27 protein-coding genes are annotated in these 22,420 nt (G+C 62.4%); 5 read left to right on the top strand and 22 right to left on the bottom strand.

The features are described 5' to 3' along the window. The 21 genes from FNU79_RS17320 to FNU79_RS17220 form a co-directional block, all read right to left on the bottom strand. Positions 1 to 360, bottom strand: a 360-nt coding sequence (locus tag FNU79_RS17320) for a wax ester/triacylglycerol synthase family O-acyltransferase (protein ID WP_225430150.1), incomplete at its 3' end; no start/stop codon positions are given. Positions 361 to 419: 59 nt separating this feature from the next. Then, the gene (locus tag FNU79_RS17315; RefSeq protein ID WP_143722047.1) at positions 420 to 653 is read right to left on the bottom strand and encodes an SHOCT domain-containing protein; all 234 of its coding nucleotides are present in this window, start codon (positions 651 to 653) and stop codon (positions 420 to 422) included. 137 nt (positions 654 to 790) lie between these two features. Next, entirely contained in the window at positions 791 to 931 is a 141-nt protein-coding gene (locus tag FNU79_RS19250) for a hypothetical protein (protein ID WP_185974786.1), read from the bottom strand. Between the two features lie 87 nt (positions 932 to 1,018). Further along, the gene (locus tag FNU79_RS17310; RefSeq protein ID WP_143722046.1) at positions 1,019 to 1,378 is read right to left on the bottom strand and encodes a DUF4342 domain-containing protein; all 360 of its coding nucleotides are present in this window, start codon (positions 1,376 to 1,378) and stop codon (positions 1,019 to 1,021) included. Between the two features lie 185 nt (positions 1,379 to 1,563). Then, entirely contained in the window at positions 1,564 to 2,514 is a 951-nt protein-coding gene (locus FNU79_RS17305) for an alpha/beta hydrolase (RefSeq protein WP_143722045.1), read from the bottom strand. Between the two features lie 91 nt (positions 2,515 to 2,605). Further along, positions 2,606 to 3,124 carry a flavodoxin domain-containing protein gene (locus FNU79_RS17300; RefSeq protein ID WP_185974785.1) on the bottom strand — a complete coding sequence of 173 codons (519 nt, stop codon included), beginning with the start codon at positions 3,122 to 3,124 and terminating at the stop codon, positions 2,606 to 2,608. A 29-nt stretch (positions 3,125 to 3,153) separates the two neighbouring features. Next, the gene (locus FNU79_RS17295; RefSeq protein WP_143722043.1) at positions 3,154 to 3,975 is read right to left on the bottom strand and encodes a CPBP family intramembrane glutamic endopeptidase; all 822 of its coding nucleotides are present in this window, start codon (positions 3,973 to 3,975) and stop codon (positions 3,154 to 3,156) included. A 146-nt stretch (positions 3,976 to 4,121) separates the two neighbouring features. Then, positions 4,122 to 4,334 carry a hypothetical protein gene (locus tag FNU79_RS19245; protein WP_185974784.1) on the bottom strand — a complete coding sequence of 71 codons (213 nt, stop codon included), beginning with the start codon at positions 4,332 to 4,334 and terminating at the stop codon, positions 4,122 to 4,124. Positions 4,335 to 4,389: 55 nt separating this feature from the next. Further along, a complete protein-coding gene (locus tag FNU79_RS17285) occupies positions 4,390 to 4,797 on the bottom strand; it encodes an ABC transporter permease (RefSeq protein ID WP_143722042.1) in 408 nt (135 codons plus the stop codon). A gap of 1 nt (position 4,798) precedes the next feature. Then, a complete protein-coding gene (locus FNU79_RS17280) occupies positions 4,799 to 5,650 on the bottom strand; it encodes a DUF6544 family protein (protein ID WP_225430149.1) in 852 nt (283 codons plus the stop codon). Positions 5,651 to 5,706: 56 nt separating this feature from the next. Further along, positions 5,707 to 6,549 (bottom strand): CPBP family intramembrane glutamic endopeptidase, encoded by an 843-nt coding sequence (locus FNU79_RS17275; RefSeq protein WP_143722041.1) that lies wholly within the window; start codon positions 6,547 to 6,549, stop codon positions 5,707 to 5,709. Further along, entirely contained in the window at positions 6,546 to 7,286 is a 741-nt protein-coding gene (locus FNU79_RS17270) for a CPBP family intramembrane glutamic endopeptidase (protein WP_185974783.1), read from the bottom strand. Before FNU79_RS17270 ends, FNU79_RS17275 begins: the two co-directional genes overlap by 4 nt. Further along, positions 7,283 to 7,990, bottom strand: a complete 708-nt coding sequence (locus FNU79_RS19240; protein WP_185974782.1) for a hypothetical protein — start codon at positions 7,988 to 7,990, stop codon at positions 7,283 to 7,285. The genes FNU79_RS17270 and FNU79_RS19240 overlap by 4 nt, the downstream gene beginning before the upstream one ends. 63 nt (positions 7,991 to 8,053) lie before the next feature. Beyond that, complete coding sequence (locus FNU79_RS17255; RefSeq protein WP_225430148.1) at positions 8,054 to 9,502, bottom strand: alpha/beta hydrolase; 1,449 nt, start codon at positions 9,500 to 9,502, stop codon at positions 8,054 to 8,056. 155 nt (positions 9,503 to 9,657) lie between these two features. Continuing rightward, positions 9,658 to 9,864, bottom strand: a complete 207-nt coding sequence (locus tag FNU79_RS17250; protein ID WP_143722036.1) for a hypothetical protein — start codon at positions 9,862 to 9,864, stop codon at positions 9,658 to 9,660. Between the two features lie 213 nt (positions 9,865 to 10,077). Further along, complete coding sequence (locus FNU79_RS17245; RefSeq protein WP_143722035.1) at positions 10,078 to 11,007, bottom strand: NAD-dependent epimerase/dehydratase family protein; 930 nt, start codon at positions 11,005 to 11,007, stop codon at positions 10,078 to 10,080. Positions 11,008 to 11,116: 109 nt separating this feature from the next. After that, complete coding sequence (locus FNU79_RS17240) at positions 11,117 to 12,403, bottom strand: bactofilin family protein (RefSeq protein ID WP_143722034.1); 1,287 nt, start codon at positions 12,401 to 12,403, stop codon at positions 11,117 to 11,119. Between the two features lie 119 nt (positions 12,404 to 12,522). Then, positions 12,523 to 13,455 carry a LiaF domain-containing protein gene (locus FNU79_RS17235; RefSeq protein WP_143722033.1) on the bottom strand — a complete coding sequence of 311 codons (933 nt, stop codon included), beginning with the start codon at positions 13,453 to 13,455 and terminating at the stop codon, positions 12,523 to 12,525. A gap of 129 nt (positions 13,456 to 13,584) precedes the next feature. After that, positions 13,585 to 14,415: a sulfurtransferase gene (locus FNU79_RS17230; RefSeq protein ID WP_143722032.1), complete on the bottom strand. Its 831-nt coding sequence runs from the start codon at positions 14,413 to 14,415 to the stop codon at positions 13,585 to 13,587. A 228-nt stretch (positions 14,416 to 14,643) separates the two neighbouring features. Further along, positions 14,644 to 14,847 carry a YgaP-like transmembrane domain gene (locus FNU79_RS17225; RefSeq protein WP_143722031.1) on the bottom strand — a complete coding sequence of 68 codons (204 nt, stop codon included), beginning with the start codon at positions 14,845 to 14,847 and terminating at the stop codon, positions 14,644 to 14,646. A gap of 214 nt (positions 14,848 to 15,061) precedes the next feature. After that, entirely contained in the window at positions 15,062 to 15,730 is a 669-nt protein-coding gene (locus FNU79_RS17220) for a response regulator transcription factor (protein WP_143722030.1), read from the bottom strand. Between the two features lie 226 nt (positions 15,731 to 15,956). Here FNU79_RS17220 and FNU79_RS17215 point away from each other — a divergent pair, with 226 nt between their 5' ends. From FNU79_RS17215 to FNU79_RS17195, 5 genes are all read left to right on the top strand, one after another. Further along, the gene (locus tag FNU79_RS17215; RefSeq protein ID WP_143722029.1) at positions 15,957 to 16,526 is read left to right on the top strand and encodes a hypothetical protein; all 570 of its coding nucleotides are present in this window, start codon (positions 15,957 to 15,959) and stop codon (positions 16,524 to 16,526) included. Between the two features lie 61 nt (positions 16,527 to 16,587). Beyond that, complete coding sequence (locus tag FNU79_RS17210; RefSeq protein WP_143722028.1) at positions 16,588 to 16,962, top strand: hypothetical protein; 375 nt, start codon at positions 16,588 to 16,590, stop codon at positions 16,960 to 16,962. Positions 16,963 to 17,061: 99 nt separating this feature from the next. Next, the gene (locus tag FNU79_RS19540) at positions 17,062 to 17,796 is read left to right on the top strand and encodes a ferric reductase-like transmembrane domain-containing protein (protein ID WP_143722027.1); all 735 of its coding nucleotides are present in this window, start codon (positions 17,062 to 17,064) and stop codon (positions 17,794 to 17,796) included. Next, on the top strand, positions 17,793 to 18,617 hold the full coding sequence (locus FNU79_RS17200; RefSeq protein WP_225430147.1) for an FAD:protein FMN transferase: 825 nt from the start codon (positions 17,793 to 17,795) through the stop codon (positions 18,615 to 18,617). Before FNU79_RS19540 ends, FNU79_RS17200 begins: the two co-directional genes overlap by 4 nt. Positions 18,618 to 18,884: 267 nt before the next feature. Beyond that, a complete protein-coding gene (locus FNU79_RS17195; RefSeq protein WP_185974781.1) occupies positions 18,885 to 20,546 on the top strand; it encodes a tetratricopeptide repeat-containing diguanylate cyclase in 1,662 nt (553 codons plus the stop codon). A 90-nt stretch (positions 20,547 to 20,636) separates the two neighbouring features. Here the strand turns inward: FNU79_RS17195 and FNU79_RS17190 are convergent, their stop codons facing one another. Continuing rightward, positions 20,637 to 22,022, bottom strand: coding sequence for a serine hydrolase domain-containing protein (locus tag FNU79_RS17190; RefSeq protein ID WP_143722024.1), 1,386 nt, complete (start codon positions 22,020 to 22,022; stop codon positions 20,637 to 20,639). Positions 22,023 to 22,420: the final 398 nt, after the last annotated feature.

Raw genomic sequence — 22,420 nt, 5'->3', positions numbered from 1 at the left:
GGCCTGCCGGCCTCCGGGTACCGGGCACTCAACCACGGACACATGATCGGCGAGGCTGAAGCTGGGGTCATCGACCCAGAGCGGTCGACCCCAGCCGAGGGGCAGGCGCACCAGCCGCTGTCGCAGGCGTGGGACCGCCGTCAGCCGACTGCGGATCGCGGCCAGCAATTGCGCTGGTTCCACGTCACCGCCCAGGAACACAATCGCCCCAACCATCGGTGGCGTCCGGCTGCCCGCCACGAGCGACATCAGGTCATCCGCGCTGATCCGATCGAGAGGAAGGGTCGTTGCTGCGGCCTGATACAGAGTCTGGCCAGCCTGGAGGACCTTCTCGAGAAAGACCACAGCGATATGCCGCACCGTTTCCAGAAGCCGCAGGGATCGGTGCCAAGTGAGGACAAGTCTGTGCCAAGCTGTCCTCACTTGGCCAAGGTGCGGCACAGGATCTCAAACTCCTCGAGAGTGATCTCTCCCTTGGCCAGACGCTCGCGGGCCAGTTCCAGGGCACGCGTCGGCAGACGTGCGCTCCGGTCACGGTCCAGGGCGTTGGAGAGCCAGCGTGAGAACAGCACGGTGCCCACACTGAGCAGGATCAGTCCGGTCACCGCGCACAGTGGCCAGAACCAGCTGAGTTGAACTGCATTCCACATCATGGGTCCCTCCATTGTCTTTGGGTGGGTGACTTGCCGAATCTACGGTCAGCCTGGCTCCGGCTGGCCCGGTACGACCGCAATTGCAGTGGCCGCTCAGGGTGTCAGACTCAGGGTCTTAATACCAGTGCAGTCCAGGGTCAGCCGCTGAGCATCACCTGCTTTGCTGGGCGGCGCAGCGAGTGGGGCACCGGATTGGCGTTGCCGTAACGAACGAGCAGTCGCGGTGGCGCGTGGCCCAGCCCCAGCACACGCCCGAATTGCCCACGGACACTCGCCACCTCGACTGGCTGGTTCAGGGATCCCGGCCCCCGCCAGACCCAGGATCTTGAGGGTCTGACGGCGGTTCGGGTTCGGCGCAGAACGGTTCACGGCGTCATAGCGACCTGTTCCGGGAGCGCTTCCTCTACCGGTTCCTGGGCAGGGACGTCACGGGTCACGATCACCTTCACATGGGTCGCCAGGGCGGCCAACGCACCCACGGCAGCCAGCGCAGGAACCGAGAGGGCCACCAGCCCGCCCGCCACCGCGCCGAGAGTCAGCGAAATACTAATCAGCTCATCGCCGTGTTCATTCAGCACCGTCACGTGGCGGGCATTGCCTTCCTTCATCAGTTCACGAAGCTGCCCGACGAGATCTGCGCCGCTCATCTGAAGCTCTTCCACAAAGGTGGAGTCTGTAGGGATGGCCGCAGCCTCTGGGACAGTCGTCTTGTCTTGAACGTTCATCAAACCTTCCTTTCGAGCCGTTGTCCGCTCAATATTCTTGACAGCTATAAGCCTAGAGGGAAGCCGTTACCACTTCATTACTGTTCTGATGCGCCCTGAATTCTCCTAAAAGCTGCCGGGCCATGATTGCTGCGTCAAGTGAAGGGCCCCAGACAAACCGGGGACACCGCCAGTATGAAACGCCTTCACTTCATCACCCGGTCCAGAAAATGCGTCAAGGTCTGAACCAATTCGGTGTTGAGTGGCAACTCCGGCTGGGCATAGGTCGCCAGGTTCTCAGGCAGCGCGGCGGGCGCGTCCACCAGAATATGATTCATGCCCACGATGACGCTCAGCTGGGCCTTCGGCTGGGCCGCTGCCAGGTTCTGGGCGTCCTGCACCGAAACCTGCACGTCCCGGTCGCCCTGCACGATCAGCGCGGGCACGTTCAGGCGACTCAGCATAGCTGGAGGGTCGAGTCTCATCCAGGAGATCATGTAGGGCTGCACGCTGGGCCGGAACAAGCCCATCAACTCTGAACTGACGGCGGCTACCGTCTGGCCCGCCTGTAGTGAGACCATGATCCGTTCGGCTTCCTGAAGCAAGGGACTTGGCATGGCAGTGTTGGTGTGAAGCTGGCGGATGATGAGATTCGTAACACTCTCGCCAGCCCCGGCCAGACTTACATACGCACTCACCGGCGTATAAAGGGCGGCTCCCAAACCGATCAGGGCCCCCTCGCTGTGGCCGATAACGCCCACCTGCGCCAGATCGGTCTGTTCACCCAGCCAGCGGAGCCAGGCTTCAGCATCCTGAATGTAGGTACCAAAGGTCAGAACATCTTCTCGCGGATCGCTGACGGTGCTCTCACCGATCAAGCGCTTGTCCGGGCGCAGGACGGCGTATCCAGCTCCTTCAAGTGCCAGGGCCAGCTTACGGTAGACGTTGCTGTGGACACCGAGTGGACTGTTGCCGTCGCGGTCGGTCGGGCCACTGCCTGCCAGGATCAGCAGCACCGGCGGACAGCCCACACTGTCGGGGATGGTCAGGGTCGCGTGCAGTTCTGCGCCGGGCACGCTCAGTGAGACCTCTTCGCTCCTGGCCTGGACGGTGCCCAGACGTCGCGCCACGGCGGGTGTCAAACGACGAATCGTCATAAATCTCTCCTCTTGGATCGAAAAAATGTTCTGCAAAGTGTGATGCATGACTGGCTCCTCATCTCCACCAGCCACGCCCGATGGCCTGCGTTCACGCCACGGCCTCCCCCTCCCCGTGCTCGAGATGCTCCCAGACCCCGCCCGCCCAGTCGTGGATGGCTTCCCAGTCGCGCCAGTCGCCCTCTCCGCTCTTCATGGCTTTGACCAGCATTCGTTCGAGAAGGGGCAGCCTGGACGCGTCGAGTCTGCCCGCGAACAGCCCGATCTCCAGTGGCTCGAGGAGCACCCGCACCGGGTCCAGATACGCCAGGACTTCACGGTGATGCTCGGCAGTATCTTCGCGGAAGGTGGCGCAGACGAGGAAGTAGCTCAGGGGCAACTGCTCGAGTTCAGTTGTGTGCCGCTTGACGAACTCGGCGGCCTCCGGCAACCACTTCGCGGCGTGAATGGCGCTCCCCACCAACACGGTACGGTACGGCTTGAGGGTGGTGACGTCTTGAACCGGATGCACGTCCACCCGCGCACCATGTTCCTGAAGGGCTGTTCCGACGGCTTCTTCGGTGCTCCCGGTATGAGAGGCGTAGGCGACCAGAATGCGTTGATCGAGCATGATGAACACGCCTCGGATTGAATCTGGGGTCATCGAGGGTCAACGCGCTTCGGGGAAGCTACCATCGTCAGAAACTTCGGGCCTACAGCCACCAACAGGGTCAGCCCGAGCAGCATCAGGCCCATGACTTTCGGGTCGTAATGGGAACCGCTCACGGGAAACGCATCGATGCTGGTGTTGATGGCGGCGTGGAACAGGATGGAGGTCAGGACGCTGCGCCCAGCGTGGTTGTAAATCCAAACCATGATGATACGAAACATCACTGTGGCCAGACCCTGCCAGAGAATCCAATCCGTTGAGCGTCCAGTGACATGGTAAGGGATGACGTGCCACAGCCACCACAGCATGCCCAGGCCCACACTGGCCATCAGACAACCGTACCGGTGTTGCAGTGGGTCGAGCGCGTAACCCGTCCAGCCCAGCTCCTCGCTTATTGCCCCAAAAAAGTACACGGCAAAGCTGAACACCAGCGTGAGTGACCAAACAGCCTGCGGCAAGGACGGATCGAGCAGTCGCTGCACAGCGTAAGAGAGCAGCATAGCGGCAGGCATGATGCCCACGGAAAGCAGCAGCCAGGTTTTGTTCGGGATAACTCGGTCATCGAACACTCGACCCAGCAAGCGCCGTACACCCGCCTGACCTTCGTGACGGTAGGTCAAACTGATGGCAACACCCGCCGGACAAAGAATCATCAGGGTACTGATGGGTAAGCCAAAAGGGATCAGGCGCTTGAGTTGCGGTGCGAGGATTCCGAGGGCATAGAAGGGAAGCGAGGCGGCGAAGACCCAACCGAAGTACCTCGAGGGTGATTGGAGAAAGGCGCGGTGGACTTGGAGGGGGAGGCTGGTCATGGCGGCTCCAATTCACTTGAGCTGTACAGCAGCTCGGTTAGGGTATTTATCAGGGCAGCGTCCAGAATACGAGTATCAGAGTGGAGAAGACCTCTCGTTCGACGAAACTCAAAAATAGTAGAGACAGGACGCCATGGAAGGTGCGCTTACTCGGGTTGTATATCGTCCGATTTGCTTTTGCGCTTGCTTTGACCATCCAGACTCGCACCAAGGGCTGTGCCCACACCTACGCCCAATGCTATGCCGATGGGAATGTTTTTCAGGGCCACACCGATAGCAACTCCGAAACCCACGCCAATGGCAATCCCAACACCCAAATTGCTGTTTCTTGGAAGCTTATTGTTTGACTTCTGCTTCATATTTTTCAGGCTCCTTCAATTCGATGCTCTGTAGTGGCCTACGGTCAATCTCGACTCAGGCCGGGAATTTTGACCGGGAGAAAGTTGAACCCCGGCGCGATCCGAACCACAGTGCCAGCAAGATCATGATGTTGACCGCTACGCCCGCAAAGGCAACGCCAACGTCCAAGACGGTGAGGACCAGCGACAGCAGGGTCACCGCGATCAGCGCGGGACGCCACCAGTCCCAGTGCAGGAAGAAGGCAGCGGCGACCAGCACGAATCTCAGGGCCGCTACGCCCCAGGCCAGCCCGAACACACTGGTGCCTGCCACTCCGAGATCGAGTCTTCCGCTCAGAAAGGTCGTCTTGTATGGCAGGGTGGCGACCGTCGCCAGCCGCAGATAGGCCACGAACCCCAGCAAATGGATCAGGCCGTGCAGAGCGAGCACGATGCCTGCGCCCCAGTGAAGGAAACTTTTCATGTCATAGCCCCTTGGCCCGCACAGACTGGCGCACGTCCGTGTTCAGGTCGATGCTCTCGGTAGTGAAGACGGCCCAGGGTCGACCGTCATCAGCCCAGGCAGCAGTGCCGACGCTGGGCAGCGTGACCCCGCCGAAGCTGGCCCAGCGGAGAAGCCCGTTTGACCACAGCGTCTTGTGCGTGTCCGTTTCGCCCTTGAAACGCATCGACTCCAGCAGCGTCGGAAGGCCCGTGGTGGGGTCGAAGCGCACCACGAAGGTTTCGTGTGCCTGTTCGAATGGGACGACCAGCAGCGCAGTGGCATCGTCCACGGCCTGCCAGCGGACCCGTGGGTCGGTCAGAAACACGGCGGGCATCGAGGTGGTCTCGGCCCACAGGCCCAGGTTGGCCGCCTGCGCAGTCTGCGGGTTGCCCTCACTCTTTTGCCAGGGCAGTTCGATGCGGCTCACGCCGTCCAGGTACGACTCGTTGACGCGCAGAATCGGCAGGCCGAACCAGGTGGCCTCAATGTAGTGGCGGTAGTTGCGGCCCGCCTCGTGAATGAAGCGGAAGCGGGCCGGCAGGGTGGGGCCGCCGGGAATGGGCCGGATGGTGGCCCGGCCCGTGATGATGGCCGAGGTGATCACCGGAATACGTTCGCCGTAGATCAGGCGGTAAAACCGCTTAACCGGTACAGGTAGATTGGGTGGCAGTGGGATGGACGATGGTGTCGCCGCCGTCCCTGGGATGGCCGGGAACGGCGTGGGGTTGACCTGGAAACCCAGCCATCCCAGGAGCAGCAGGCCTGCCAGGCTGGCCGCGCTCCACAGGCTAGTGCGTTGCCAGCGCTCCCAGTGCCGGTTTACAGAAGTCAAAGACGGTTCTGCGAAGCGCGGGGGTGAAGCGGGCGTGCCGTGTCGGGATCTTGTGTTCATCGGTCCTCCAGGGCAGCGGTAGGAGCGCCGAGCATTCTGACTGGCCTGCCAGACTGTCCTTGCCAGCTCACCAGCAGAGCCGCTGCCACCGTGAGCAGGGTGATCAGGATGTAAGGCCGCAGCGTGCCTTCGGTTGTGGGGAGGACACGCAAGGGGCCAGCCAAGGTGTTGACCACGCCGTGCAACAACACGACCAGCAGCAGACTGCCTCCAGTGCGCCGGTAGACCCAGGCCAGCAGCACGCTGAAGGCCACGGTCTGAAGCACGAACCAGACGAGGGGCAGTTGCGCCTGTGGTGTCCCCGGCAGCAGGAACAGCGGCAGGTGCCAGGCGGCCCAGACCAGCCCGAGAAGCACAGCAGCAGCGGTTGAATTCAGTTTTAGGTCGAGTCGGGGCAGGGCGTAGCCGCGCCAGCCCAGCTCTTCACCCAGAGGGCCGCCGATCAAGAGCACGGCCAGGAAGTTCACGGCCACCAGCGGCCAGCGTCCGGGCGAGGGAAAGGACGGTGCAGTGCCGCCCAGCAGCACGTCCAGCCCCACTGCCGTCAGTATCAGCGTGGCAGGGATCAGCAGCACGGCGGCGTACCAGCGGGCGGGGAGCCGCCAGCGTGTGAGTCCACACAGCAGCGCCGCGCCTCCGCTGCGGGCCGCCAGCGCCAGCGCCACGAAGCTGGGTACAGCCGTTCCTAGCGCTAGCAGCAGGGTACTCTGCACTGGGCCGATCACTGGGCCGATCAGGTGGTGGCCAGCCAGCAGCATCGGTAGCCAGAGCAGCCACGTCAGCGCGAAGGTGAGGACGAAAAATCTTCCGACCCCGCTGGGAGGATGCGGCCGACTCATGCGGCGGCCACCTTCACGCCTGGGCTTTGCCGGTGCAGCATCAGGTACAGACCATAGGACATGAACGCGAACGTGACGCCAACGCCAGCGGCGGCATTCCAGGCAGGTGAAGCCCCCTCCTTACCGAGAAAGCTGGTGAAATCGATCAGGGCGTGAATGAGCACCAGCGGCCAGATCAGCCCTGTCCTGAGCACGGTGGCAGCGAAGCAAAAGCCAATGGCCAGGGCATAGCTGACCTGAATCAAGATCTCCACGCCGCTTTTGCCCGAGAGCAGGTTCAGCGTATGCGACAACCCGAACAGCACCGACGACACAACGGCGGCTGTCCAGAACCCCCTGGCCTTCAGGGCACTCAGCATCAGCCCTCGGAAGATGGCCTCCTCAGCGAAACCGATCAGGAGAGCCGAGATCAGCAGTTGTGAGGTCAGCACCCACCCCTTGAACTCGGTGCCTGCGGCGAGACTGAAGCCGACTGGCAGGAGCAGAGGGACGAACCATAGCAGATCGCGTGGCCGGACAGGCAGCCTGAATCCGGCGGTGCGCCACCATCCCAGCCGGGTCAGCAATCCGGCGGCCAACCCGCCCAGCACGACGTTGGCAACGATACTGACGAACTCACCGGGCAGCTCAGCAAAGTGGGCGATGGTGCCGGTCAACCCATACACCACGATCACAACGAGTTCCAGCAGCGCCACGAACCAGACTGGATGGCGCTTGGCAAATCCTGGCCACCTCACCGGGGCCGCCCTGAAAGGAGCAGGTCTGGACGGAGCGCGAAATACTGCCGCACGCCCGGCAGACAGGCCAGCACCACGATCAGCACGCCGAGGCTGCCGTACAGTACCTGTACCACGTTAAGTTCGCGCAACATCAGTATCTGAGTGACGATCCAGATGATCTGTCCCAGACCCAGGGCCACGGCGACGCTCCAGGCCCAGTGCTCACCCGTGAAGCGGGTCAGTGCCGTGCCCAGTGGCCAGGCTGGACGCATCCACAGTGCCAGCACTGCGCCGATCGACCCGACGCCGAACACCGTCCCCAGGATCAGGCCAGGCATCAGGAAGTCGCTGAACGGGGAATACCGGAGGACAGACAATGGAATAGACGGCCCCGCGCCGGATGGACTGCTCACCAGTATGATGCCGCCGAACAGCGCACTGACGCCGAGAAAGATGAGGCAGCCGATGAGCCAGCGCAGACTGCCTGGCCTGAGCAGTTGACCTGTGTGAGGTGGTGCGGGTGGTGGGAGTTGACGGCGGTACATCTCCACCACCGCACCCACGATCACGCCAGCACCGGCACCGTACATCATTCCAGCCACAAGGTCGCCGAGCAAAGTCCCGGCCACCACACCCACACCAGCCCCAGTGCTGATGAAGAATCCCACCCCGAAAGCGGAACGGTTATTTGTTTTGGCTTTTATGGTCTTAAGGCGGGTCATGCTGTCCTCCCTGAGAGATGCACCTTCACTGATGTCCTCGCCGCTACAAGCGCACACCGCCCCTCACGGGTTCGCATACGTCTGGGGCAGCACCGTTTCACGCATCAGCACGCCGAATTTCTCGAATTGCTCGAAGGCCACCGAGTGAGCGGCGTTCTCGAAGGGCACCAGAGTCTTGATGGGGGCCCGGAGCGTCGCGAACCATTCCAGCGTCAGGTCGCGCCGGGCCGACAGTTCGCTGGTGCCGTCAAGAATGTAGACCGGCACCTTCAGCGTTCTGGCGTCCCTCCGGAAATCGATGTTCTGGATCTGCGGGTACATCACCGTGAACATGTCCATCAAGCCGCGCAGCACGTCAAATCTTTCGATCAGGTTGTACTCGCTGCCAAACACACCGTAGGGGCCGATGCCGGACGAGGCCCCAAGCTCCCGGTACGCCGCCGAGGGCGTGTACGGCTTGTACAGCGCATCGTACTGGCCCAGGGCGAAGACATTGGCGTAGGGCAGGTCGGCGTAAGGCGGCTGGCCGTAGCTGTGCATCTTTGCGGCGAGGCCAGGGTTGCCGGTGCGCGCCGCCAGATTAAGCACGTCCTGGTAGATGCGGTGGTCAGTCTCACGCACGCTGACCATCTGGCCGCTGCCGATGAAGGCGTAAAACAGCTCGGGTGCTCGCTGCACGGCCAGCACACCCAGGATGCTGCCCCAGGATTCACCCACCAGATAAATCTTCGGCTTGTCGAAACGCGCACGCAAGTAGTTGGTGAGTTCGATGGTATCGCTGACCGCCTGCGCGGGCGTCAAAGTTGAGGTCGGGTCGATGGCGGGGTAGGATTTGCCCGCCCCGCGCTGATCCCAGTCCACGATCACGAAATCGCGCGACAGGTCGTTCAGCACCACGCGGGTATACGGCAGACCACTCATGCCAGGGCCACCATTGAGGTAGAGCAGCACCGGCTTCTCGGTACTGTACCCACGAATCATGATGGTCTGGTCATGCCCGCCGAGCCGCACGGTGGTCAGTTCGGCGACGCTGCCGGGCAAGGGCTGGCCGTCTGCACCGAGGATGGGCGGTGTGCGGGCCGGAAGCGCGATCTGCACGGTAAGGGCGACCAGCACAGAGACAATCAGGACAGGGACGATCCAGCGGGGTCTGGCTCCTGGCCGCGTTGTGATATTCCTTCTGGCAATGAACACGCCCAGGGAGGCCCCGAGTACCATCGGCAGCAAGGCGACCAGGCCGTACAGCCCGCGCCCCAGCAGGAACGCCAGCACCCCGTAGATCTCGGTCAGGCGGATGGCCCCAACGGTCGGCCCCAGCAGGTCAGGGCGGGCCAGCTCAAGAGCTAAGACGTGAGCGAGCGGCGCGATAAAAAGCGACCAGCGCGAGCGCATGACGATTCCTGCCAGCAGCCCGATGCTGAGGCCAGCAGCCAGCAGGGCGAGGGCCTGAAGTTGGGTGGTCGGCCCACGTGGAAGCACCAGTGCGGACAGCAGTCCAGAAAGGGCGGCCATACCTAGGGTGAGGCCCAGACGACGGGCGTCAAGATGGGGGGCCGTCCGTTTCAGGATGGAGAGCGGGGCAGGTCTGGAGCCGGATGATGCCATGAGAAACCTCAAAAGTTGTGTAGGGTGTTCAGAATGGACTATGGCGGGCGCACTTACACGGGTTATTCGCCACCAGATTTTTCTTTGCCTTTACGATGTTGGCTATCCAGGCCCGAACCAATCGCAGCCCCGACACTCATTCCCAAGGCAACACCGATTGCGATATTTCCCAATGCCACACCGATCGCAGCCCCGAACGTCAATCCAATGGCGATACCGAGGCTTGAATTGCTGTCTTTGCGTGAATCCTTAGTTGATTTCTGTTCCATTTTGTATTCCCTCCAGAATTTGGTGTTTCGTAGCGAATAACAATTAAGAGCCTTACCACTCTTGTTGCAGGCTACTGGAAAAGAGCTGAAATCTCTCTATTCCCATGACAATGTCGCTCTGTCAGCGCTAGCTTTGCCCTATTGGTCTGAATGCCAGATTCAAATTATTTAGAAACGCACATATCAGTAGACTTGATCCGAGCATTCATTCAATCAGGGATCGACAACCGGCTCTTTCAGACTCTGCATGGTCTGCCGCAACGTTTCAGCCAGAGGCGTGGCGTCGTCGTTGAAGGCCGCCCGGTACTTGGCATCGCTCACGACGAACGGCCTGGTGTAGGCGTAGAGCGTTTCCTTGAGTTCGCGCATGTCTGGATTGAACAACGCCATCACATTGACGATGACAAGGCCTGCCACCCGGAATCTGGGCACAATCCTCAGCGGCTGCCCAAGCGCGGTCATGAAACCCCGCAGGGTGATGGCCTGCTGCATTGGGGCGTGCCAGACCTGGCCCCAGGCATCCTTATCAAGGGCCACCGTGACCATGGCCCGCGCGAAGTCGTCGATATAGGTGAAGCTGTGCGGTTGATCGACGGAACCCAGGGCGTCAACCGCCTTGCCATTCAACATGCTCTGGATCTGCGTGGCTCCCACCATGGAAGAGGCGACCTGCGGCCCGTAGAAGGACGAGCCTCGCACGACCGCAGTGCGTAAATCGCCCTCCTGGTCAGCATCTAGCACCGCGCGGTCAAGGTGTTGGCGCAGCTTTCCTTTTGGACCCACCGGATGTTCGGGCGACTGCTCAGTAAGCGTCCCACTGGGCGGACCGTAGGCGTACATGTTGCTGGCAAACACCAGCGTCGTGCTGGTCTGCGCCAGTCCTTTCAGCACGCCCGAGACCAGATCGGCAAACTCGGCAGTCCAGCGCGTGAGCTTGGGAGCGGCGCAGAGAAAGACCAAGTCGTAGTCCTGGGCGCAGGTGCGGACCTGTACACTGTCGCGGGCATCAAGGGCCTGCCAGTGTCCCGTAAAGCCTGCCGGGCGTGAACGGCTGCTCCCCAAGGCCTCGATACCCCGGCTCTCCAGCTCTTTGATCACTCGTTTGCCCAGCGGGCCGAGACCGATCACGAGCGCCTTTTGCATTTTCTTCTCCTTGCGAGTGAGGGTCTGAAGTCTGTCTTTCCGTAACTGCCCTCCCAGGTGGCAGAAACCGAAATTGTCAGTTGCTGAGCACCCGGTGATTTAAGCTGGATCAGGTCGCTTGCGGCACGCTGACCTGGGGGACGACCGGGCGGCGAGGTGGGCCGCGCAGGGTCAGCCACAGCGCCCCGAGGCTCAACAGGAGCGCGGCCAAAGTCGCCAGGGCACCCAAGACGGGAATCTGGAGGACGAGCGCCAAAAGCAGGGCACCGATCAGGACCGTGGCGACCGGAGCCATGTTTCCTTTTGGCCGGAGCGCATGAACGATCCAAGTGCCGATCAGGTAGGCCGCGAAGCCCTGTGCGCCCAGCAGCGCCAGCCACGCGACCAGGGTTGCGCCGCCCAGCAGCACAGGCATTCCGACGAAGGCCAGCGGCAGGCCGAGACCGCCGAGGCGCAGCAGCATCAACGCGCCAGTCAGCAGACCGAGCGCCAGCACGCCCAGCAAGGCGGCGATAGGCAGACCGACAAAGGCCACAGCGCCGTACCCGAGACTGGCAGCGGGCGCAGCTCGCAATTTCTCCCAGACGCCCAGCAGCCGGGGGCGGGCCAGCCAGAGCAGCAGCAGACCAACCAGCGCGATGCCGACAAAGGCGCTCAGAAAGCTGGCGAACGGATTGGGACGGGGCTGAACAGTCACGCCGCTAATTGGGGCATACGTCACCTGTCCACCCACTGCTCCAGCAGGCAGGGCCGCCTGGCCGGAGTCGGAACGCTGAAGGGTCAGGTCGCCCGCGATCCGCCCGCCCTGAGTAAACCGCAGGCCAGGGTCGCTGAATGTTGTCCAGTTGTTCCCGGTCGGGACAGCGGTGTCTCCAACCGCCATTTTGGCGTTTCCGCCGATCACGCCGCCAACCTCGATGCCGTTGGCCCCCACGTAGGCATTTCGGGTCACCCGGCCGTCCAATTGGGCCTGAGAACTGCCCACGGCCACGTCGCGCCCGATAACGACGCCAGGGGCCACCACAACTTCTGAACCGGCGGCCAGCAGATCGCGCCCGATGCTGGCCCCATTCTGAACGCGGATCACGGAACCGGCGACGCGGGCCGTCTGGGATACCTTGCCGCCCAGAATCAGCGTCTCGCCCGATGCCCAGAGGTTGCCGCGCACGTCGCCGTTGATGGTCACCGTGCGCCCCCCCACGAACAAATCGCCGTTAACGGTGCCGTCGATCTGTACATCATTGCCAGCGACGTACAGATCGTCCTGAATGACTTCAGACTTGGCCACGGTCACGCTGTCGCCGGTTCGCCAGTCAATGGCCGAAGCCATGCCGCCAAGGGTCAGGGCGATGAGTAGGGTGCTGGCGTTTCTAAACAGGTGATTGTCGGTCTTCATGATGGACCTCCTGGTCGTTCTGAGACGCGCTGAGGTGTCAATGGAGAGCGTGTCCTCTGTTGAATGCTGACCGTAGTCTGTTTCCAGAGCGTTACGGCTGGGGTGAGGAAGAGGGGGCATCAACGGTTCAGTTGCTCGACGTTGACTGCGCCGAGACCCACTTCGATGTACAGATCGACCCGGTTCGCGCTCTGTGCATAGCCCGGCGAAACGGAGGTGTCGCCGTCACGCAAGAAATCGCCCATCACCTTCACCGCCCCCAGACCGCTGCTGACGCGCACACGCGCCTTCATGCCCCTTGGGACGGTGACATTCAGCTGGCCGACGCCACTCTTGATCACGGCGGAGACGAGTCCGGTGGCAGGCAGCCGGACATTGGCGCGTCCGACTCCTCCCTCGAATCTCAGTTCAGTGACCTTCAAGTTGGCCAGATCGAGTGTCGATGCTCCGGCTCCCATGTTGACCTTCAGCGCCAGCGGCACGTCTGGCGAGAGCGTCACGAGCCAGTGCGCGTTGTCCTGGCCGAGATTGCCGAAGAGCGAGATGTTCGGCCTGATCTGCCGCGCAGTCAACTGCACCACCTGGGTGTCGCCGCGCTCCACTGTGCGGCGCTCCAGCCGCTCGTTGCGGGTCAGACCCAGGCTGCCCCCGATCAGCGTGCTGCCGCTGCCCGCCCCGACGTCCAGCTGCCCAACAGAAGGAGACAGCTCAATCTCGGCGCGGGCCGCCGTGAGGGGCTCACTGAGGGTTTCGGTGGTCGAGGTGCCGGTGACGGCAGGCCGCAGGACGTACCACCCTCCGACCGCCAGTAGCGTCGCGGTCACCAGCCCGAGGGTCAGTGGGCGGCCCCAGGAGTACGGGCGCGTAATGAGGGCCACGCCAATCACGATCATGACCAGCGGCGTGCCCCAGTTGTCGAGGCCAATCAGGTCAAAGAGAGACAGTGCGCCGATGACGATCAGGACGTAGGCCCAGCGGCTGACTTTGGGTTGGGGCTTGAGTGTGGCGGGCGGGCTGGTGATCTGGGGAGGGGGACGCTCAGCTGCACTCATACGCTTTCCTCATGACGTTCGGGGAGAAGAAAAGGGTTCAAGGTGGAAACCGGAATTGAACAGGCTTCAAGGAAGGGCGATGTCGCCAACTTCCGCTGATAGACGGCTTCTGGAGTCTCCTTGAGCTGGCTACACGGTTGGAACTGGTCGGCCGGTTTCCATCTTCAGCTCAGGAAACGAACTGTATTCTGTCCAGGAGCCCTCATACAGACGTACACGGGGGTAGTCCAGCAGGTGCTTGAGGATGAAATACAGAATCGACGCCTCGCGACTGGTGCCGCAGTACACGACGATGTTTTGATCTTTCCTCACTCCTTTCAGTTCAAGTAGAGCTTTGATCTCTTCCGGTGGCCGCAGCTGATGCAAGTTCGCGCCTTCAACCAAAGAATGCCAGTCCACGTTCAGGGCACCGGGGAGATGTCCGTTGCGCATCCAGGTACTCTCTACGCCCAGGTAAGCACCTTCGGGCCGGGCGTCAACGAAGGTCGCCCTCTTCGTGGCGAGCTGGTCCTTCAACTCCTCGAGTGAAATGCTCATCGCATCCGGTGCGGGCCGCACGGTGAGCTGAGCAGCACCATATGCGGGGTACTGCTGCGATACACGCTGAGTGTTGCGGTACGCGGTCCAGCCACCATCAAGCAGGCTTACATCGGTGTGCCCGATCAGATTGAGGGCGTACATGGTCATGGTGGCCCCAATCACGCCCTCACCCTGGCTGTAGACGACGACGTGGTGATCATCGGTGACGCCCGCAAGTGCAAAGAGATGACACAGAGATTCAGGGTTCAGGTATTGTGCGGGCACGCCATTTTTGGGCGCACGCAAGCTGAAATCCGAAAGATGCACAGCGTTCGGCACGTGACCCGGAAGATACTGCATCACGTCACTCCGTACATCCAAGACACGGAGATTTTCATCGTTCAGGTGCGCGGAAAGCCATGTGGAATTTACCAGTTTCATAATGTCTCCTTAAAAATTGGGGGCGCTAGTCAACGTCATGGAATGTCTGTTGGAAAGCGGCTTGTCTGGTGACAATCAGCGACCAAGAAGAGGGTTTGACGAATTGAGGGGTTTCTGGGCAAGCGGCGAGACCCCGAAAGTTGAGGGTCTGGGCCAGGATCAGCCGCACCACTTTGGGCACGCACCAGCGTCGCAAATCGTTAGCAGCCAGCGGGTCGGCAGCTTAGGTCAGACGGCGTTCCGGCCAAGCAACGGGGCGTGCAGCAAGGGAGCGATCAGGCAGACGTTGAAGCCCCCGGCCAGGAGCGGCACGGCCCCCACCGCCATCACCACGGCGTTGCCGAGCGAGTAGCCCCGGCCGATCAGGGCCAACCCGACCGCCGCACGGAGCAGACGGCCAGTTGGCGTGGCCATAAAGTGAGCAAATTTCATAGCATTCTCCTCATGTTGAGAAACGTTTCTCGTCAGGGCGCGGTAACGAATGAGCAGAGGAGCGGCACTCTTTTATGCAGGGAAATCTGCCCCAATCGCGACCGGAACTTGTCTGGCTCAACGTCCTGACCCTAGATCAGACCTGTTACGCGAGCATTACTGGGCCACCGGAAACGCGCCGGTTATGTTGCCTTGACTGGCCGGATTTGCAGCTTCACGGTGTGGCGCTCAGGCCCAGCGTGTAGCCACGTGCCTCGGTCCGGACGACTTCCGGGCCGAGCTTGCCGCGCAGGTGATGAACGCAGACCTTGACCACGCCGAGGTCACTGGCGCGGCCTGCCCACACCAAATCGAGCAGTTCCTCCGGAGAATAGACGCGGCCGGGTGTGCGGGCCAGCCGCTCGAGCAGGTCATATTCCCGTGATCCCAGCACGACACGCTGGCCTCGCCACTGCACCTGCCGGGTCACGAGGTCGAGTTGCAAAGGGCCGTAGCTCAGAGCGTCGGTTTTGGTTTCGCTGACCCGGCGCAGCAAGGCCCGCACCCGCGACAGCAGCTCGGAGAGGTGAAAGGGCTTTGTCAGGTAATCGTCGCCGCCGAGGTCCAGGCCTTCGAGCCGGTCTACTAAGGTGTCGCGGGCCGTCAAAAAAAGCACAGCCGATTGCGAACCGGCGCTCCTCATCTCGCGGGCCAGGGTGAAGCCCCCGGACTCGTCCTCGGGCAGGCGGACATCGAGGATCGCCAAGTCTGGCTCGAAGTTCTGGAGAACCATACGGGCCTGAGTGAGATCGGCGGCTTCCTGCACCTCATACCCCTGGGCGGCCAGGGCGCGGCGCACCGGCAGCGCAATGGCGGCCTCGTCTTCAACCAGCAGAATCCTCATGTGTTCAGGCGCACGCGGTTTGGTCGCGCGTTCAGGGACAGACAAGCACCGAGCGGAGTGACAACGGGAACTGGGGACATGGTGTGAAGCTACCCGGACGCGATTACCGGGCGATTACGGGCCACATAACCTGGAGATAACCGGGGCCCGGTACCTTGCATTCAGCAGTTTACTTTCAGCGGTTCGAGCGAAAACCCCATCACCCCATCTCTTCCCAGGAGCAGCCATGCCCAAACAGCCGAAGAAATTTAATGCTGTCCGCGCCACCCGCCTCTCCCTCCTGATGGCCCTCAGTCTGACGGTGGGCCTCGGCACCGCTATCTACTCACCCCTGGCCCACGTCAGGCCCACCAAGGCAGGGGAGCAGCAGACTGCCCAGGCGGTTGACCCCATATCGGCCCGGCTGCCTGAACTGGTGCCAGCTCCGCAGATCTGGGAGGCCGCCGCACAGGACGCCCCTATCAGTGTCGTGGCCTCGCCGCGCCAGTCGGTCAGCCAGGACCCGGCCTCAGAAAAACCCGAACGTCTCCGGTCAACACATGAGGATGAATCGGAGGGATCCGACCAGGAAGGGCGGACCGAAGACACCTCTGCTGTCCGTCTGGTACGGGCCGTCCAGCGCGTTCCGGAGCCATCAGCAATCGCACCGCACCAGTCGGCGACAACGCCGCGTCTCACCCCACAGGCAGCGCCCGCTTTGAGCGCTCAACCGGCAGCGCCCCTCGTCCGCCAGGCTGTCCCCAGGATCGTCCGCAGACCGGCCGCCCCGGTGATCGCGACCACCTCTGCCAGCTGAGTTGTTTGCCGCCCGCCAGTTCAGTTTCCGTTTTGCTCGCCACCGTTTCCAGGGAGATTCCATGAATTTAATTCGCCTCACTTCACTCGTTGTGCTCACGGTCGTCGCGTTCATGCATTACCGGGATATTCCCGGCAAGCTCGGGGAAACGCCGTACCTGGGTTGGATGTACATCCTGCTCGTTGCGGGGTGTGCCGCCGCTGGAGCCTGGCTGCTGAGTACCCACTGGCGGCAGGGGTACGCACTGGGCACCCTGATCTCGCTGGGAGCGATCATCGGCTTCGTGCTGACCCGGACCACCGGTCTACCGAACGCCACCGGCGACATCGGCAACTGGGGCGAGCCGGCTGGAATCATCTCGCTTGTGGCGGAGGCCGCCTTCGTGGCACTGTCCGTCACACAGGTGCGAATGCGTCCTCAGCTGATCTCTGCCTGAGGGTCAAGTCGGCAGGTGTCGGACCGCCCCTGGTGCCGATCGCCCGGCACTCCTTCCAAAGTGTTGCTCCGTTCAGTATCAATCGTTCCGGAGGTACCCATGACCAAGCCCAACGTTCAAGGTGCGCGGGAGTTCTCTCTGGGCACGCCGTCAGCCCAAACCCGCTCCCCTCTTCCTGCCGCCACCCTTTCCAATGCCGTCAGCGCAAATCGCTGGAACGCGCTGCTGGCACTGGCCCTGGGCACGCTTCTGTTGGGCAGTTTCGTTCTCAGCGCCCTGCACCTGACCCCCGGCCCGCTCGCCTGGTCGCTGCTGCGGGCCACCGGGATCGTCGCCTACCTGGCGCTAGCGGTCACGGTAACCTTCGGAGCCCTGCTCGGCAGCCGCTCCGCTCCGGCCTGGCTGGCCCGCGCCCAGCAGTACGGCTGGCACGGACTGCTCAGCGGTTTCGCGCTGATCATGGGAGGAGCGCACGGGCTGTTTTTGATGGTGGACGGCAAGTACGCTCAGCCTCTGCGCGGCGTACTGCTGCCCGGAGCGTCAAGTTTCGCGCCGCTCGCCGTCGGACTGGGCACCCTCGGCCTGTATGGGCTGGCCCTGGTGTACCTCTCGACCAGATGGCGAAAGCGGCTGAGCCTCAAGGTCTGGCGGGCCCTTCACCTGGCAGCGTATCCAGCCTTCGGCATGCTGACGCTTCACGGCGTACTGACCGGCAGCGATCACCTGGGTGTGCTGTACGGCACGGCACTCACCTGCGCTCTCTTCACTTTCGGGCTGCGCCTGACAGAGGAGGTGAGCAGGCGCGGCGGCCCCCCGGTGCCTGGCAGGAGGTGAGCCGGACGCTTTCGCTGCACGCGCTCGGCAGTCAGATCGTGATTCAGGGCGAAGGGGCCGAGGCGGCGGCGTGTGAGATCGAACAGGCTGAAGCGCTGCTCACCCGCTTCCAGGCCTCGCCGCTCACCGAACTGAATGCCCGGGGCGTCCTCCGGGCCCCACCCGGCATTCTGGTTGAGGCAATCGGCCACGCTCTTTCGGTGGCCCGCGAAACCTCCGGACTGGTGACTCCGGCAGTGCTGACAGCGCTGGAGGTGGCCGGGTACGCGCAGGCAATCGGTGAGCGCCGCGGCACGGCGGCCACCGTGCTGGACACCTCGGAAGTGGTTTGCACCCCAGAGGTGATCCGCCTAGCCGCCGGTCTGCGGCTCGATCTGGGCGGAACGGCGAAATCCTGGATCGCCGAACGCGCGTTTACCCGGATATCTGGAGACGGCTTCATCAATGCGGGCGGCGACCTGATCACCCGGCAATCTGCGGCTTTTGCCGTGGAGATCGCGCACCCGCTTGGTGGCACGCCGCTGTATCTGGACTGTCCGGCAGGGACATGGGGCGTGGCCACCTCCAGCACACTCAAACGGGCGTGGGAGGGCGGCCATCACCTTATCGACCCACGCACGGCACGCCCGCTCGAATCGGATCTGATTCAGGTCACGGTGGTCGCGAACTGCCCGACCAACGCGGAGGTGCTCACCAAACTGGCGTTCCTCGACACCGGAATGCTTGACGAGCTTCAGGGGAACGCTCAAGTGTATGCCTATGACCGGGCAGGGCAGTTCTGGATCAGGAGCTGGAAAGTCTGGCAGAAGATGGAAACCTGAATGCTCTTTCAAGCAGCCGAGATGTTGCTGTGAGGGGGGAACGAGTAAAATACATTCTGAGGTTCGTTTGATGTGACCAGGATGCGCTTAGTGAAAGATCTCGCCAACTCCCAACGGCCAATTTCACCTGAAACGGCGTCATCCACGCCGGCTCCCAGCTCCGATGCCTCTCCCCTCTCCCTGGATCAGATCCGGGCGCTGCTGGACACGGCCTGGGCTTGCCAAGGCAGCAACCCGCAGGAATGTGTTCGCGCCTCGCGTCTACTGTTGGAACAGCCACTGGACACCGCTGAATTGGTTCGTGCCACCCTTTATCTCGGGTATGGACTGATGAATCAGGGAAATTTCAATGCGGCGGAGCCGGAACTGCGGCGGGCGCTGCACCTCTACGTGGAACTGGAGGATCAGGAGGGCCAGCGCGACAGTCTAAACGTACTGGGCATCGTGAAGGCCCGCCGGGGCCGTCCAGTCGAAGCTCTGGAACTCTTCTTGCAGGTCAAGCACCTGAGTGTAACCTTAGAAAATGTCGAAGACGAGGCCAACGCGCTCCTCAATATCGGGGCAACCTACAGCACTATGAGCGATCATCCCAATGCACTGCATTACCACTTCATGGCTCTGGACCTCAGTCGGCAACATGCTCTGCTCTCCGTGGAACGGCGCACCCTTAACAATCTCAGTGTGTCCTATAACGAGATAGGGGGGTATAACGACGCGTTGGAGGCCGCCCTCGCCTGCCTGAACGTACAAGCTGAGGAAGACCCCATGCTGGACGCCCTGGTGTTCCAAAACGCTGGATACGCTCACTTCGGTTTGAAGCAGTTTCCGGAAGCCGAGACCATGTACTTAAAGGCCCGCCTGCTGATGGAGACCAGAGATCAAGCCAGCCTAGCCGGTCTCGATCTGCTCCTGGGACGGGCAGCGCAGCAGCAGGGGAACCGGGAAAAAGCGCGTCACCTCTTTGAGCGGAGCCTGAAGCTGTGCCAGAAGATTGGAGATGAGCAGGGGCAGACTGAGAGCCTGCTGCGTTTGGGCGAACTGCTGGGCGAGTCCGGTGAGGTGGAGGACGCCCAGAGCGCCCTGCACCGCGCCCGAACCCTGGCTGAGCAGGGTCAGCTCCGCGACAAGCTGTGCGCCATTGACCTGGCTTTGTCGAACCTCTGCCAGCAGGCGGGCCAGTACCGGGAAGCGTTCAATCACATTGAACAGCATCTCCAACTCAAGGGGGAATTGTTCAGCGCCGCTTCCGATCAGCGGATTCAGAGCCTGAGAGTGCGGTTTGATCTTGAACAGGCCGAACGCGAACGGTTGACAGCCCAGCACCGGAATGCCGAGTTGAGTGAACTGAATGCCCGTCTGGAATCCACCAACCGTGACCTGCTGGCGGCCCAGGCCCAGACCGCCGAACTCATGGCCCGACTTGAACAACATGCCAATGAGGACGCGCTGACCGGGCTGCTCAACCGGCGGGCCTTCGACGCGGCGCTGTCCGAATTGTCACCGGCCCAACGGGTGAGCATCGTGGTGTGCGACATCGATCATTTCAAGTCGGTGAACGACCGCTTCTCGCACCTGATCGGCGACGAGGTGCTGCGTCAGGTGGCCGGGCTGCTGCGGGGCCAGTTGCGCCGTGGAGACCTGCTGGCCCGCTACGGCGGCGAGGAGTTTGTGCTGCTCCTGGCAGAAACCAGCCAGACCGACACTCTGGCGGTGTGCGAGCACCTGCGCCGAACCATCCAGGACTACGACTGGTCCACCGTGTGCCCTGAGCTCAGCCTGACCGTCAGTCTGGGAGCCGCTGTTGCCCGGTTGGAACCCACGACGCTGCTACAAGACGTGATCCGGGCCGCTGATGACGCGCTCTACGCGGCCAAGAATGGGGGCCGCAACCGGGTAGAAGTGCGGCTGATCGAACCGTCAGCCAGTTGAAAGTGCGTCACTGAGCGTCTGTTCGCAGCTGTGCCGGTCAGTTTCAGCGCAGGTCAGGAGCTGGATGGAGCTGGCCATTTACGTCACTGCTCAGGGCAGTGGGGCGAGGCCCACACGCTGCCGGTACGCCGCGACGGGCCAGGCCCGCCCGCCGCCCTGACGCACCCACTCGATATCGCCCGCCGCCGTGCGATGAAACTCAAACGGCTCACCGACTGCACTGAAGCCGGCTTCCGGTTCAGGCATCAGCGTATCGGCGTCCACCACAGTCAGTTCCGTGGCGCTCATGGCAGAGTCGCCCTGCGGCGTCAGAGACACCAAGCGGCCTCCCAGATTGACCAGGTCGAATACGCCCCAGTCGGTGGCAAACCGGCCAGTGTAAGTGTCCAGATCAAAGCCCGGCGCGTCGGCAATCTTTTTCTGGGGCGCGTTCACCGCCAGATCAATCAGCTTGATGAGGTTCGTCGCCCATTCGGTGGCGGGGCCGCCCAGACAGTTCGTGAGGACGGACACGCTCAGGCCAGATTCCGGATCGAGCCACGACTGCGTGATGTGCCCAGGAAAGCCGCCCGAATGGCCCACGACCGTGCGGCCCCCGATCTTCTCGACGAAGAGTCCCAGCCCGTACCAGCGCTCAGCAGGGCGCTTGATCTCGGATTCTTTGCGCTGCATCAAACGTTTGGACGCGTCCGTGAGCAGTTCGCCGCGTCCCAGCGCGTGCGCGGCAAAATAGGCCGTGACATCCTCCGCCGTGCCGTAAAAACCCGTGGCCGCTGCCATCGCCCGCGTGTCTGTGGACGGCAGTACCCGCCGGGCATCGTTGCCTGCCAGCCGTCCGCTGTGTCCGGCGGCCAGCTCAGTTTCGCGTTCTCGCGGCAGTTCCGGCCCCAAGTTGGTCAGCGCGAGCGGCCCGGTGATGTGCGCGGCCACGTAGTCCTCATAGGTCTGGCCGCTGGCCGCCTCGATGATCAGGCCCAGCAGGGAGTAGCCCATGTTCGAGTACTTGAAGAACTGATTCTGCGGGAACACGGCGTCTGCCCGGCACAGGGCCACCAGAGCGTCGCGGTCAGGAAAATCGTGGAGCTGCTGCCAGTAGTCGCTGTCGGCCCCATCGCGGTTGATGCCGGACTGATGCCCCAGCAAAGCCCGCACTGTCAGTTCCGCTGCGGGCGATCCCGCCAGTTCCGGCAGCCAGCGACCCGCCAAATCGTCCAAGCGCAACTTTCCGGTTTCGGCCAGCTGGAAGATAGCTGTGGCCGTGAAGGTCTTGGAGTGTGAGGCGATCCGGAAGAGATGCTGCGGGGTGAGCCGTTGCCCGATGGCCTCGTTCGCCACGCCCAGCGCAAACGACGCCGCCAGCTCACCCCCGACCCGCACCGCCACCTGTACGCCCGGCACCCGTGCCAGATCGCGCTGGTATTCCAGCCAAGACTGGAGGTAAGGGGCCAGGTTGCGGACGGTGTCGAGTAGAGGCATGACGAAAGGGTAGCACCTGAGGCACAAACCCGGTATCCGGGCGTGTGGTGTGATCTGGCCAGACAACTCAAGCCAAGCTCCCCCTTTTACACTCGGAAAGTCTTGGGGAACAACAGCAGCAGGCCAGCGTACCGAGAAACCGAGGAGGATGGTCTGGAGAGTGCCCTGAGCGCTCTCGTAGGAATGAACTGGTTTGGCCTGTAATCCGGCCCGCAGATTTAGACGGTCTGTCTAGCCGAGTCACAAAACCCGGTATAGGGGTTGCAGCGACAGCCAGAAGATGCTAAAGGGACGGTGCAAGGTGAATTCAAGTGGTCGTCGCAACACCTCAAATCAGGGGGTTGGGATGAAACACGTAAAGCGAGCATCAGATCGATCTGGACGGCGTAAGATGAGTT

Source organism: Deinococcus detaillensis (genome assembly GCF_007280555.1).
In the GTDB taxonomy this organism is placed as follows: Bacteria; Deinococcota; Deinococci; order Deinococcales; family Deinococcaceae; genus Deinococcus; species Deinococcus detaillensis.
Note: the sequence above shows the minus strand (reverse complement) of the source record. Positions and strands in the feature narration are given on the sequence as shown.